Raw genomic sequence first — 14,169 nt, forward strand, 5'->3', positions numbered from 1 at the left:
TCTGCCCCGAATCTCAACTCTCGTGACCTCTACTACGCCTGCAACCTTGACTGCGGGCCTCTCGCCCAGCCGCACCTACACCTCCCTACGCGCCGCCTGGATCCCCCTGGCCGCCCTCTGTCTGGCCTTCTTCGTCGAGATGGTCGACAACACGCTGCTCTCGATCGCCCTGCCGACCATCGGCCGCGACCTGGGCAGCGGCACCACTGCGCTGCAGTGGGTCACCGGCGCCTACTCCCTGACCTTCGGCGGCCTGCTGCTCACCGCCGGCTCGATGGCCGACCGGCTCGGCCGCCGGCGCGTGCTGCTGGTCGGCCTGGCGGTGTTCGGGCTGCTCAGCCTGACCGTGATCGCGGTGACCGGGCCCGGCCAGCTGATCGCCCTGCGCGCCTGCCTGGGCGTGGCCGCCGCGGCGATGGCGCCGATCACCAACTCGCTGGTCTTCCGGCTCTTCGACGATGCGGCCCTGCGGATGCGGGCGATGACCGTCATGATCACCGTCGGCCTGTCCGGCTTCGTCCTCGGCCCGCTGCTCGGCGGCACCGCCCTGGCCCACTTCGACTGGCAGTGGCTGCTCATCATCAACGCCCCGATCGCCCTGATCGCCTTCATCGGGGTGCGCCTCGGCGTCCCCGCCGACCGGCGCGAGGACCTCACCGACGACAAGCTCGACCTGACCGGCGCCGTGCTCAGCGTGGCCACCATCGGCCTGGCCTGCTACTCACTGACCGCCGGGGTGGAGTACGGCTGGGACTCGCTGGTCACCATCGCCTCGGTGCTCGGGGCCGTGATCGCCGCGGTGACCTTCGTCCGGCACGAACGCCGCACCCCGGCCCCGATGCTCGACCTCAGCCTGTTCTCCGGCGGCACCGTGCGCGGCGCCGTGATCGCCCAGCTCGGCACCTCGATCGCCATGGCCAGCGTGATGTTCGGGCTGATCCTGCACTTCCAGTACGCCTACGGCTGGAGCCCGGTGCGGGCCGGCCTGGCCAACCTGCCGATCATCGTCACCATGCTGGCCGCCTCCCCGCTGTCGGAGACGCTGGCCAAGCGCTTCGGGCACCGCATCGCCTGCCTGATCGCGGCGGCGCTGCTGGCCGGCTCCCTGGCCGGGCTGGCCTGGGGCGTCGGGCACGGCTACCTGCCCATCGCGGTGTCGATGGTGGCGATGACCATCGGCCTGCGCACGGTCATGACGATCTGCGCGGTGGCCCTGATCGACGCCATGCCCGCCAACCGCACCTCGATCGGCGCCGCGCTCAACGACACCGCCCAGGAGGTCGGCTCCAGTGTGGGCACCGCCCTGGTCGGCACCCTGATCGCCGCCCTGGTCACCACCCAGCTGCCGGCCGGCCGCTGGAGCGAGAGCCTGATCGCCTCGTTCTTCCACGGCGAGCAGATCACCTACTCGGTGCTCGCGGTGGTGGTCGGCCTGATCGCGGCGGGCGGCGCGCTCACCCTGACCGACTCCCGCTCCACCGACGAGCACCCGGCCTGAGATCAGCCGGCGGTGCGGAACTCGCGCGGCGGGGTCGTGCTCAGCGAGAGCATGTCCAGCAGGTACTTCTGGAACCCGGCGGCGTCGATCTCCTCGATCACCGTGGCGTTCGGCGCCAGCCCGTGCACGCCCCACGACATCGCCGCGTAGCCCCGGGTCAGCTCCGAGCCGGTCTCGATGTCGACGTTGTACTCGGCCGAGCGGGTGATGAGCTCGGGCCGCAGCAGCACGGCCACCGAGAGCGAGTCCGGGTGGGTGGTGCCGGGGATGCCCACGCTCTCGTCGAAGGCCAGGGTGGCCGAGCAGACGCTGGTGAAGAAGCGGGCCAGCGGGGTGTCGATGGCGGCGATCCGCTCGAGCACGTCCCGGCCGAAGACGGCCTGCTGCAGGGTGAGCGGGGCCCAGGGCACCACGGTGATCCGGAAACCGGCGTCGAACACGATCTTCGCGGCCTCGGGGTCGACGTAGAAGTTGAACTCGGCCGCCGCCGTGATGTTTCCACGGGCGTTGTTCGAACCGCCCATCACCACCAGGTGCTTCACCTGGGAGGCGAACTCGGGACGCTTGCGCACGGCGAGGGCGATGTTGGTGAGCGGGCCGATCGCCACGATGTTCAGCTCGCCCTCGGCCTCCTCGGCCAGGCGCAGCAGGGCGTCCACCGCGTGCTCGGTCTCGGGGGAGTAGCCGGTGAAGTCCATGTCCAGACCGCCCGCACCGTCGCCGTGGACGTTCTCGGCAGAGGCCCAGGGGCGCACCAGGGGCAGTCGGCTGCCCAGGTACATCGGCACCTGCTTGTCGGCCACGTTGAAGGTCATGAAGGCGTTCTTGACCTGACGGTCGAAGCCCACGTTGCCGGCCACCATGGTGATCGCCCGCAGATCGGCCTCGGGGGTCAGCAGACCGGCCAGGATCGCCACGCAGTCGTCCTGCGCGGTGTCGGTGTCGATCACCAGGGGGATGGTCACTTCCGGGCTCCGTTCTTCGTCTGGTCTGTCGGCGGCAATCTAACCCTTCGGCGGTGCGGACCGGCCGACCGGCTAGCCTCGTGCGGTGCCGAACGGGCTGAGCATCTCGAGCCGTGACCTGCGCGACGCCCTGATCGGCCTGGTCCCGAACGCGGCGGCGCTGCTGGTCTCGTCGTGGATCCTCGCCGGGCTGGAGATCGCGCACTGGTGGTGGGCCTTCGCCGTGGCGGCGGTCACGGCCGGGTTCGACGCGCTGGTCCGCCCCACCCTGCGCCTGATCGCCGGGTTCGCCGGGGCGATCACCGCGCTGGTGCTCGGCCTCAGCGCCCAGGTGGCCCTGATCACGGCGGCCTTGGTGCTGGTGCCGGGGGTCTACGTCAGCGGGGTCGAGGCCGCCGCCCAGGCCCTGCTCCTGGTCGCCCTGCTCGCCGCGGTCACCCGCTGGCTGGTCGGCGTCAACGACAGTTCCTACATCGTGGCCGATCTCATCCGGCGCGGGGAGTCCCGTCGGCGCCGCAGAGGACGACCGGTCGACGAGGATGCCCCCTGTGGTGTGGTCATCGTCCAGATCGACGGCCTGCCCTACCCTTTGCTGGGCAACGGGATCGTCTCGGGTGTGCTGCCCACGCTTTCGCGGTGGGTGCGCTCGGGCTCGCACGAGATGACGCCGTGGTGGGCCCAGGTGCCCTCGACCACCCCGGCGAGCCAGGCCGGGATCCTGCACGGCCGCAACGATGGCATCCCGGCCTTCCGCTGGTACGAGAAGGACACCGGACGGCTCGTGGTGGCCAACCGCCCGGACGACGCGGCGACCATCGAGGCCCGCCTGTCCGACGGGCACGGGCTGCTGGCCGACGGCGGGGTCAGCGTCTCGAACATGTTCAGTGGGGACGCGCCCACCGCCCTGATGGTGATGAGCCGGGCCGCCCGCCGCGGTGACCTCGGACCGGGCAGCTCCTACATCCGTTTCTTCTTCAGCCCTTTCGTCCTGGCCCGGGCGCTGGTGCTGACCGCGGCGGAGATCGTGAAGGAGCTGTACCAGGGCCGCCAGCAACGGGTCCGGGGGATCGAGCCGCGGATCCGGCGGCGCGGTTCGTACGTGGCTCTGCGCGGTCTCACCAACGTCGTCCTGCGCGACCTCAACGTCGCGCTGGTCGCCGAGCACATGATGGCCGGGGCTCCGGTGATCTACGTCGACTTCGTCGACTACGACGAGATCGCCCACCACGCCGGGGTGATGCGCCCCGAGTCGATGGACGCCCTGGCCGGCATCGACCTGGTGCTGCACACCCTGCAGCGGGTCGCCGACGCCGCCCCGCGCAACTACGAGTTCGTCGTGCTCTCCGACCACGGCCAGAGCCAGGGCGCCACCTTCCGGCAACTGACGGGACGCACCCTGGAAGCCGCGGTGCGGGAACACTCCGGAGCCGCGTCGGCGGTCGCCGAGACCGGGGACGTCGAGGGCTGGGGCCCGCTCAACGCCCTCCTCACCGACGTTCTGGCCACGGCTCGTCCCAAGACCCGCCGGGCGCTGAGACGCATGGACCGCGCCGACGAGGCCGGTGTCATCGTCGGCCCCCAGCGTTCCGGCCCGGCCGACCTCAGTGAGCGCCCGGAACTGGTCGTGGTCGGCTCCGGCAACCTCGGCCTGGTCTGGTTCCCCCGCCTTCCCGGCCGCGTCACCGTCGAGACGTTCACCGAACAGCATCCCGGCCTGATCCCCGGCCTCCTCACCGAGCCCGGCATCGCCTTCGTGGTGGCCGACAGCGCGCGTGGTCCCCTCGTGCTGGGCCGCTCGGGTGTACGAGTTCTGCTTGAAGACGTCGTAGAGGGGCACGATCCGCTGTCCGGCTTCGGCCCGCGGGCCGCCGCAGACCTTCTGAGGGTGGCCGAGATGAAGGTGGCACCAGACCTTTACGTGCATTCCACGTTGCATGCGCGCACCGGCGAGGTGCATGCGTTCGAGGAACTGGTCGGCTCGCACGGTGGACTGGGCGGCTGGCAGAACCAGGCCGTGCTGGTGCACCCCGCCGGCTGGGAGATCGACGAGGACCTCCTGGACCGCAGTGTTCCCGGTGAGGAGATGCTCTACGGCGCGGGCAGCGTGCACCAGCAACTCGTGCGCTGGCTCGAACGAATCGGCGCCCGGCGTGCTGAGCCTGTTGATGGGGTTCCTGGACCAGGACGACGTCATCTCACCGACACCATGTAGGTGCCCAGCCTCCAGATCGCCCGTAGCAGTAGCGCGAAGAAGGCAGCGGTCACGCCGGCGGCCAGGAAGATCACTACGTTGACGGCGTCAGGTACCAAGCTCTTGCTGCTTCCGTCTGTATAACGGCACTCGGCCCTCAGCGGGAACAGCTCGGTGCGCAGTTCCAGAGGGCGGGCGGACGGCGCCCAACCGCAGGTGTGCTCGATGCCCTGAAGGCCCCCGTCGAAGGCAAAAACGCAGGCGAACCAGATGGCGAGGCTCGAAAAAGCGCTGAGTACAGTGAGTACGGTGTACAGGAGGACCCACCCGAAGGGATGCACAACAGCACGCTAGGGCGGGCACCGATCGGGCGGATCATCCTGCGGTACCGCGGGCTCGTCCTCACGTATTGCTCTGCCAGGAAGTTGAGATCCGGTTCGGTGAGACCACGGCATCGTCGGTGAGGAACGACGAGGTGCTGTGCCCACCGGGTGGCCTCACGACACGGGAGGGGTCGAGCTCAGGACCCTCTCCCAGGGACAGGGTTCGGACCAGTCGAGTGGATCGGTCTCAGGCCCGTGGGCGGATGCCGTCCAGGGCCATGGTCAGCACCCGTTCGCGCTGCTCGTCGTCGCTGTACGCGGATCCCGAGATGCCGCTGATCAGGCGCAGCACGTCCTCGAAGGAGACGTCGGGCCGGGCCTGGCCGTCGGCCTGGGCGCGCTGCAGCAGGGGGCGCCCGGCCGAGTACATGATCTCCCGGCAGGCGGCGAACATGGCCGAGTCGCGGTTGAGTGCTTCGTAGATGGCCCGCTTGGTGGTGGCGTAGCTGACGAACTGCCGCAGCCAGGCCACGAGGGCCGCCCAGGGCTCCAGGCCGGTGAGTTCCTCGGCGCGGCGGGCCAGGGCCTCGACCTCGTCGACGTAGACAGTCTCGAACAGGTCCTGCCGGGTCGGGAAATTACGGTACAAGGTGCCGATGCCCACCCCGGCGCGGCGGGCGACCTCTTCCAGCGAGGCGGACGTGCCCTCCTCGGCGAAGACTTCACGGGCTGCGCCCAGCAGGGCGTCGAAGTTGCGGCGCGCATCAGCCCGTTGCGGCCGGCGCACCGAGACGTGATGGGCCTGGCCGGGTGCTTCGGTCACCGGGGAGTCCCTTCGCCTTGATTCCGGAGGGCCCCCTCCGTTACGGTGGAGGCACCCCTCCACTTTAACAGTCACCGCAGCCTGTCCAGGCCCAGGGGTAATTCCTGCACATCCTTCTCCGTCGCGTACGAAGGATCACTCATGTCTCGATCCACCGACCGGCGCGTCTCGCCGCTGGTCATCTTCGCCGTGCTGGCCAGTGCGACCGCCTCCATCTCACTCCTGCAGTCGCTGGTCACTCCGGTACTGCCGACCATCCAGGCCGACCTGAACACCTCCACCACCACGGTGACCTGGGTGATCACCGCCTGGCTGCTGACCGCCTCGGTGGCCACCCCGTTGCTGGGCCGGGTGGGTGACATGGCCGGCAAGAAGCGCACCCTGCTGATCGCCCTGGCCGCCATCGCCATCGGCTCGGCGGTAGCCGCAGCCGCCCCCTCGGTGAGCGTGCTCATCCTCGGGCGTGTGCTGCAGGGCATCGGGGCCGCGGTCTTCCCCCTGACCTTCGCCATCATCCGCGACGAGTTCCCACCCCACCGCCTGCCCGGCGCAGTCGGCGCGATCGCCGCGGTGATCGCCACCGGCGGCGGCGCGGGCGTCGTTCTGGCCGGCCCCGTCGTGGAGAACCTGAGCTGGCGCTGGCTCTTCTGGATCCCGGCAATCGCTGCCTCGGTGATCTGGCTGCTGGCCCTGCGGCTGGTCCCGGAATCAGCGGTGCGCACCCCGGGCAAGGTGAACATCGTTGCTGCTGCCTTGCTTTCGGGCTGGCTGGTGTGCCTGCTGCTGCCGGTCACCAAGGGCAACGCCTGGGGCTGGACCTCGGCCTCGGTCCTCGGCGGCCTCGCCCTGGCAGCGGTGCTGCTGGCCACCTGGATCTGGGTGGAGCTGCGCTCGTCCACCCCACTGATCGACATGCGGATGATGCGCCTGCCGGCGGTCTGGACCACCAACCTGGTGGCCCTGCTCTTCGGCGCGGCAATGTTCGTCACCTACGCCTTCCTGCCGGTGTTCATGCAGGTTCCGGCGTCCACCGGGTACGGCTTCGGCGCCTCGGTCACCGGCGCCGGTCTGCTGCTGCTGCCGATGCTGGTCGGGATGGCGGTACTCGGTTTCGCCAGCGGGCCGATCAGCAGACTGGTCAGCGCCAAGACGCAACTGGTGGGCGGCGCGGTGCTGCTCACCCTCTCCGGCCTGATCCTGGTCTTCGCGCACGATGCCCGTTGGCAGGTGTCGCTGGCCGCCGGCATCGCCGGAGTCGGCATGGGGCTGGCCTTCTCGTCGATGGTCAACCTCGTGGTCAACGGGGTGCCGCCGGAGCAGACCGGGGTGGCCTCGGGAATGAACACCAACCTGCGCACGATCGGCGGGTCGATCGGCACTGCGGTGGTCAGCTCGATCATCGCCTCCCACACCACATCCGGCGGCCTGCCCGCCGAGTCCGGTTTCACCAGCGCCTTCACCCTGATGACGGGGCTGGCGGCGGTGGCGGTGGGCGCGGCCCTGCTGGTGCCAACCCGGGCCCGGATCGACCGGCGAACCGTTGTGGTCGCCGAAGAAGACCCTGCGGTCGCCGTGGCCACCAGCTGAGGGGGAGGGACCCGGTCCGAACCCTCTGCGTACGAAGGGTCGGCCGAGACCGCGGCGGAGAGCTCAAGGGGTGAGTGAGCCTGGCCGAAGTGGTGACGATGGGGTCAACGCTGGTCTGGAGGGCGCGCGACCTGCCCCTCGGACTCAAGATCGTTGCCGCCGCAGTGGCCGGCTCGATGCTTTTCGCCGCCCTCGGCCTGGCCGGTGCGATACGGCTGCGGACCCTGGCTGCCGAGCAGGACCGCGCGTACAGCACCAACGTCCAGGCGCTGATCTACATGACAGAGGTCAGGTCGGCCATAGGAGGACAGCAGGAGGCCGTGCTGTCGTACGTCCTGGCTGATCCGGGCCCGTACCGCCGCACCTACCGCCAGGACATCGCCGCGTCCGACGAGATCCTCAACAGACAGCTGGCGGCCCTGGCCGCAGTCGACCTGCCGGACCACATACAGAGGCAACGGCGGGCGGTCAACATCGACATAGGGGTGTGGAGAAGGGCCCGGGACACCTCGTTGGCGGAGGCGGCCAACGGTGCTGACCGTGCCGGGGTCATCTACACGGTCCAGCGGCTGAACACGATCGTCGCGGCGGCCAAGCAGTCCGCCGACCGACTTATGCAGGAGCTCGTGACCGGCGTCGCCGCCGGTACCAAGCGGGCTTCGCAGGCCAGTGGCAGGACCGCGCAACTGATGCTGGTGCTGGGGTTGGCCAGCGCGGCCGTGGCTCTGGCGAGCGCTCTCCTGGTCGCGCGTAGCCTGGCCAGGCCGCTGGCGGAGGTGATGGACGTGGTGACCAGGGCGGCCGGAGGCGACCTGAGCAAAAAGGTGACCTTCCGGCGTAAGGACGAGATCGGCCGGATGGGCGCGGCCCTCAACGACACCATGGCCATCCTGGAGCGCACGTTCGGAGAGATCGAGCACCGCGCCAACCACGACAGCCTGACCGGGGTGGGAAACCGCGCGCTCCTGCACCGCCGCCTGCTGGAGGCGGAGGAGGCCAGCACGATGGGGCAGGCCTTCGGGATCGTGCTGCTCGACCTGGACAACTTCAAGCAGGTCAACGACCGGCACGGGCACGCAGCCGGTGACCATGTGCTGATCGTCGCCGCCCAACGGATGACGCAGGTGGTCGGGACCGCGGGCACCGTTGCCCGGCTGGGAGGGGACGAGTTCGCTGTTCTCCTGGAAGGGCCGGCCGAACCGGGCGGGGTGGTCACCGCTGAGGCCCTGCGGCGTCTGGCTGATGTTCTGACCGAGGCGCTCGAGCAACCTACGGTTTTCGACGGCGAGATCCTCACCCCGAGGATCAGCACAGGTCTGGCGTTGTGGAAGGAGGGCCAGACCAGTGAGGCCACGGTGCGAGCGGCCGACGCCGCGTTGTACGCGGTCAAGGCGAGTCGTAAGGGGACGATGTCGTCGCACCAGCGGGAGCGCCTGGTGAACCTGGCTGCGGCCCTTCCCGAAGCCGTCGCCGAGGAACAGTTCGAGGTGCTCTACCAGCCCCTGGTCGACCTGCGGACCCGTGAGGTGATCGGGGTCGAGGCCCTGATCCGCTGGCATCACCCATCTTTCGGTACCGTCTCCCCGCTCGAGTTCATCCCGCTGGCCGAGTCGACCGGGTACATCGCCGAGATCGGTCTGTGGGTGCTGGAGCAGTCCTGCCGGCAGGTGCGCCGTTGGCACGAGGAGAACCCCGGGAAGAAGAACCTGTACGCCAGCGTCAACGTCTCTCCGGCGCAATTGCGGGACCCCAGCTTTGTCCAGGACGTCTTCGCCGTCCTGGAGCGGACCGGGCTGGCGGCCTGCCACCTGGCCCTGGAGGTGACCGAGTCAGCCATCGTCGACGAGGAGGCCGCGAAGGTGCTTCTGTCGAACCTCCGGGCGCGGGCTGTGCGCATCTCCATCGACGACTTCGGTACTGGCTACTCCTCGCTCCGATACCTGACGAGTCTGCCCATCGACGTGGTGAAGATCGACCGGAGCCTGACCGGCCAACTGGACGGCACCCCCGAGCACGCCGTCCTGATCGATTCGGTTCTGCGCCTGGGCCGGGCGCTGAACTTCACCGTCGTGGCCGAGGGCGTGGAGACAGCCGAGCAGGCGGACGAGCTGGAGCTTCTGGGCTGTTCCGCGGGGCAAGGGTATTTCTGGGCCAAGCCGTTACCGGCTTCCAGCATGGGGGAGAGACTGAGAGCCGCGAGCTTGAGCGACGCTTCGGGGTGAGTGGATCTGGGCAGCCCACATGGCCGACACAGCGGCGAGTGTCGTCAAGTGATCTGGCCCCGTTGTCGTCGCGCTCGGCGTGCCCCTGCCCCCACACGAGCGCGCCCTCCTGGACGAGGGACGCGGGGTGCCTGCGTCCGGCAGGCGTCACAGGGTGCCCCGAGCACCATGTAGCAACCCGGCCCCATCGTGCGTGCCCTCAGAGACGACCTGCCCAAAGCCCCGCCGCTGAACGGGGCCCAGCCCAGGTGCCCCTGAAGCCGCCCCTCCAGGGGCACCTCCGGCAGGGGCACTCCGCCCCGGGCAAGGGGCACTTGGTGGCGTGGGTCCACCCGCCTGCTGGCCGAACTGCACCCGCCGGGATGCCCCTGTCTTCTACGCGATCTGGCCGTCGGTCGACCGCCGAACAGCAGCAACCGCTCGAGGCGGCCCCCACAGACCAAAACTTAGGGACGTCGGTGGGCACGTACACGCGCCCACGACGGTAACGGTGGGGAGCTCGCGGGGTTCCCAGAAGTCCCAGAAGCACGTGCCCGCTCGACGGCCGCATTCGGTGCCTCGGGTGTCCCCGGCCCACGAGGCACGCGGTCGGCGGCGCCCGCCGGGGTGGTGGCCGGCGACCTGGGGTAGGTGACCCTCGTCGACGCTGCGAGCGTCATGCCCCTGCCCCTGCCCCTGCCCCTGCCCCTGCCCCTGCGTCCTCCGGCCACCGGTGTCGGGCGCCTCAGCCCTGGGACACCCGATCGCTGCCGCCCCACCTCGGGACTCGCACGAGTCGGCCTGGCCACGTGGCCCGGGGCGCTGGTCTGTCTGCCGACTGCCGGAGCGATGTTGACTCCGACCCGCACGACACGGCGGATCTACCGGTCAACGAGACCAACAGCGTCCACCACGGCAACCGGACCAACGCCGCGGGTACCCGGCAGATCCAGGGACCAACAGCGTCCACAAGCGCTTGTGAGCGACCGCGTTCCGTTTTCAACAGCGTTCGCCGGGCCAACCAGCCAACAGCATCCACTGGCCAACAGGTGCAACGGTGCCCACTGGTCGACTGACCAGATCACTGCCTCGACTTTCCGGCTTGCTCTGTCAATCCAAGTTTGCGGGCGCAGCCGTTCGTCAGGCACCGCTGAGGATGCCGACGAAATGACCGGGGTCGGGCACTGAGATTGCCGATGCCGCAGAAGCTTAAGGTTGTTGGTCGGCACCGCCACCGTCCCGACCTGCACCGGCCGTGCTCAGGAACTTCGGTGTTGGGTCCAGATGCCGGTCCGGGCGGTGGTGCCCCGGCGCTGACGTGCTCGTGTCCTTCTCCGCACCGGGCGGTCTCGGCTGATCAACACGAGTTGGGCCCGGGGCGAGGCGTCGCCTGGTAGGCAAGGGTGTCGCCCATGAAGGAGCCGCCCGTCGTGATCATCACTGCCGGACCGGGCCGAGGCCGACCTGCAGGCCGGGTCCCTGGCCTGCCCGGCCTGTGGTGGACGCTTACGCGCCTGGTCCCGGGCACGCTCACGCACCGTGCGACTGCTGGCCGCCGGCACCCGCACCATCCGGCCCCGGCGGGCCCGCTGTCAGGACTGCACGCGTACCCAGGTGCTCCTGCCCTCCGCGTGCCTGCCCCGCCGAGCCGACGCCACCGAAGTCATCGCAACCGCGTTGCGCGCCACGGCATCTGGGAGCGGATACCGGCATGTCGCGGGTTGACCTGAACCGGCCACCCTCCACCGTCCGGCGATGGCTACGCGCCGCTCGCCCCATCCATCTGGCGTGGCTGCGCCAGCAGGGCGTCCAAGCCCCTCGCGGCGATCGACCTCGACCTGCTGAACACGATCGACCTGGTCCCCGCCGATTGCGGCCCAACCGCTGCAGCCCCTGCGTCAAGCGCTGAATGTCCTGGCCGCCGCGGCCCTGGCCATCCGCTGGCGCCTGCCCGCGCCACCCAACGACATCTGGACCCTGATCGGTGCCATCGCCCGAGGCCAACTCATCCCCGCCGCCCGCTCAGGCTGAGATCTGCGCCGCTTGCGGCCCCTACCTGGCGGCACCCAGCCGTCACCATGCCGACGACACCATCACCAGGCCGACCCAACCATCACGAGGCCGACGACCCGAGCCCCATCATCGGCATCCGCAACGACGCCATCATGGGCACGCTAAACGCCGCCGAACAGCCGTTCGCGATGAGCGCCGTGCCCATGGGGGAGGCCACCTCGGGGCCTGCTGGCGCTGGCCCGAACACGTCGCCCATGCCGCCCCTGAACACGTGGCCCGCGCTCGCAGCGCACGGCCCCGGTAGGTAGGCCGCAGCAGTGATGATGCGAGCGCGAGGCTGCGCCTACCGGCGCGTTCACACCCCTTCTCAAACCCTTCAACAGACCCCTTCTCAAACCCCTTCTCACGGGGGTGAACGTGCCTGGGCCAGGCGCGTTCGCTCCAACAAGACCAACAGAGCAGGTCAGAGGCCAATGGTGAGGTCTCGCCGGGAGTGCAGCCAGGTCCGACTATCTCTGAGGGAGATACCCCTAGAGGGGGTGTCGTACACGGCGCAGCACACGGCAATGCACGCCCGCCGGCTCGCCACGCTGTTCGGCCCGTCGCCCCGGGCCAGCGTGGTGTACCAGGGGAGAAACTCGGGAAACCTCGTGGAGGCCCTCCTGCGGTCGCCCTGCACTGCTCCGGGCCGACCCCGAAACCTAGGTGGCTGCCGGGACTGCAGGTCAGAGCAGCTAGACGCGGGTGCGGAACAGATATCCGGTCAACTGTGCGGGCAATAGCGCCCCCTCATCTCCTCAGCTGGGAGCTGCACATGCTTGATCACCGCCCCCGCACCCACGCATCGCGGGACTCAAGGAACACCCCGCCGCCGAGTCCTCACCTTCGCGCTGTGAGCAGCCAAGAACCTCTGGCGTGGGTGGCTTCGTCAGCGCATTCGTCCTGATCTTCCCGGCCTCAACTGCCACTGACTCCGAGGCGCGGCTACGGGCGGACCGCCGATGCGTACACGGGCGGTCGCCCCGTTCACAGCCATCGGCATCACGGCGATCGACGCCTTGGCGAAGGCTTTCAGAGCACGCTGCGCGCCTGGCCGAGGGGACCGGAGTCCGCCGACCGGGCGGACCATCGCCCCCTCATCGACGCCGTTCTGCACGGGCGCTACGGGAGCACATGGCGTCGCCCCCAGCGCCGCCAGGAGCCCGGGTTCTCGCTCAGTGCGAGGCAATTGTGTGGAACCGGGAACAGCGGCTCAGACTCATGCATCTCGGGCTGCTTGCACCAAGACCTCGAACGACGCCGAACGGATCGCGAAGCAGAAACGAAGCACCTGCTTCACCAGTCGTTGAACCCCCAGTCCCTGTCCCTCACCCAAACCCACCCTGACAAAAGACGTCGTCCGTCGTCTTCTCGTCGACGCACCCCGCGGTCGGTCAGCGATCAGTCCTCACGGCATCATCGGCCGTCCAGGACCACGGGGTGGACCGTTCCCGCTTGAGTGGACACCTGGTGTGACTGCCCGATCTGTCGGGAGTTTTCGGGATGGGTTCAACGAGGCGTTCCTACACCGCCGAGTACAAGGCACAATCGACGTCGTACGTGATCGATGACGGACGTTCGATCGCGGACGTCGCACGGAATATTGGCGTCCACGAAATCACGCTTGGTAAGTGGGTGAAGATGGAACGGCAGGAACGGGAGTCGCAGCCGGCGGCGGAGCCGCTGGAGGATGACGAGCGTCGGGAACTGGTGCGTCTGCGGCAGCAGGCCAAGGACGACAAGGCGAAGATCAACGAGCTGCAGATGCAGGTCGACTTCGCAAAAAAAGTTGCGACCTGGTTCGCGAAAGACCAGCAGTAATCTTTGCTGCTATCGCGGACTGGGCTGATTCCGGCGACTATTCGTTCGCTTTCATGTGCCGGGAGCTTCTGGTCTCACGCTCGGGCTACTACGCCTGGCGCCAGGTCCAGCACGCCGAGGTCTCGGACCGGGCCCGGCAGAAGCTGAGTCTGCTGTCGCTGATGCGCCGGCTGCACGAGCTGGCCCGCGGCAATCCGGGCGTGCGGCGGATGCGGGCAGCGGCCGGGCACCGGATCTCGCACAAGCGGGTTTGGCGACTCATGCGGGCCACTGGCCTGCGAGGACGCCATCCAAGAGCGTGGAAACGCACCACGATCCACGGGGAGAAGCCCGTGAGCGCCCCGGACCGGATCGGCCGTGACTTCACCGCATCGGCCCCGAACCGGCGTTGGTGCGGCGACATCACCTACGTGCGCACCGGCGCCGGGTGGGCCTACGTGGCCACTGTCATCGACCTGTACTCACGGGCCATCATCGGATACGCCATTGCCGATCACATGCGCACCAGCCTCGTGACCGACGCTCTCGACATGGCCCTGGAACGCCGCCGGCCACCGCGCGGAGTGATCTTCCATGCTGATCGCGGAACGCAAGGTGGATTCAATGGGTCGTCGCAACACCTCGATCGTGGAGGTGCTGATGGGCAGGCCTGCCGGGTGGATGTCGGCTTTGACGGGAAGGTCGCCGATGAAGTCGCCGGGGGCGCCG

General features: G+C 69.1%; 10 protein-coding genes. 7 read left to right on the forward strand and 3 right to left on the reverse strand.

Annotated elements, in window-relative coordinates; genetic code table 11:
- The first annotated feature begins 22 nt into the window (after positions 1-22).
- Positions 23-1,498: an MFS transporter gene (locus QSK18_RS33725; protein ID WP_502894318.1), complete on the forward strand. Its 1,476-nt coding sequence runs from the start codon at positions 23-25 to the stop codon at positions 1,496-1,498.
- Between the two features lie 2 nt (positions 1,499-1,500).
- On the opposite strand, the gene QSK18_RS33730 is transcribed toward QSK18_RS33725, so the two are convergent.
- A complete protein-coding gene (locus QSK18_RS33730) occupies positions 1,501-2,463 on the reverse strand; it encodes a nucleoside hydrolase (protein ID WP_285627861.1) in 963 nt (320 codons plus the stop codon).
- Between the two features lie 85 nt (positions 2,464-2,548).
- Between QSK18_RS33730 and QSK18_RS33735 the strand changes: the two genes are divergently transcribed.
- On the forward strand, positions 2,549-4,675 hold the full coding sequence (locus QSK18_RS33735; protein ID WP_285627864.1) for a phage holin family protein: 2,127 nt from the start codon (positions 2,549-2,551) through the stop codon (positions 4,673-4,675).
- Here the strand turns inward: QSK18_RS33735 and QSK18_RS33740 are convergent.
- Both QSK18_RS33740 and QSK18_RS33745 read right to left on the reverse strand, forming a co-directional pair.
- Positions 4,654-4,995, reverse strand: a complete 342-nt coding sequence (locus tag QSK18_RS33740; protein WP_285627867.1) for a hypothetical protein — start codon at positions 4,993-4,995, stop codon at positions 4,654-4,656. The genes QSK18_RS33735 and QSK18_RS33740 overlap by 22 nt on opposite strands.
- 229 nt (positions 4,996-5,224) lie before the next feature.
- Positions 5,225-5,800, reverse strand: coding sequence for a TetR/AcrR family transcriptional regulator (locus QSK18_RS33745; protein ID WP_285627870.1), 576 nt, complete (start codon positions 5,798-5,800; stop codon positions 5,225-5,227).
- A 141-nt stretch (positions 5,801-5,941) separates the two neighbouring features.
- On the opposite strand from QSK18_RS33745, the gene QSK18_RS33750 reads away from it, so the two are divergent.
- From QSK18_RS33750 to QSK18_RS33765, 5 genes are all read left to right on the forward strand, one after another.
- On the forward strand, positions 5,942-7,387 hold the full coding sequence (locus QSK18_RS33750; RefSeq protein WP_285627873.1) for an MFS transporter: 1,446 nt from the start codon (positions 5,942-5,944) through the stop codon (positions 7,385-7,387).
- A 98-nt stretch (positions 7,388-7,485) separates the two neighbouring features.
- Positions 7,486-9,609 (forward strand): putative bifunctional diguanylate cyclase/phosphodiesterase, encoded by a 2,124-nt coding sequence (locus tag QSK18_RS33755; protein WP_285627876.1) that lies wholly within the window; start codon positions 7,486-7,488, stop codon positions 9,607-9,609.
- 1,458 nt (positions 9,610-11,067) lie between these two features.
- Positions 11,068-11,313: a DUF6431 domain-containing protein gene (locus QSK18_RS36140; RefSeq protein WP_352396714.1), complete on the forward strand. Its 246-nt coding sequence runs from the start codon at positions 11,068-11,070 to the stop codon at positions 11,311-11,313.
- A gap of 1,830 nt (positions 11,314-13,143) precedes the next feature.
- Positions 13,144-13,461: a transposase gene (locus QSK18_RS33760; protein WP_285627879.1), complete on the forward strand. Its 318-nt coding sequence runs from the start codon at positions 13,144-13,146 to the stop codon at positions 13,459-13,461.
- 11 nt (positions 13,462-13,472) lie between these two features.
- A partial coding sequence (locus QSK18_RS33765; protein ID WP_285627947.1) for an IS3 family transposase occupies positions 13,473-14,169 on the forward strand: 697 nt, incomplete at its 3' end.

The sequence above is a fragment of the Kineosporia sp. NBRC 101677 genome (genome assembly GCF_030269265.1).
Classification (GTDB): domain Bacteria; phylum Actinomycetota; class Actinomycetes; order Actinomycetales; family Kineosporiaceae; genus Kineosporia; species Kineosporia rhizophila.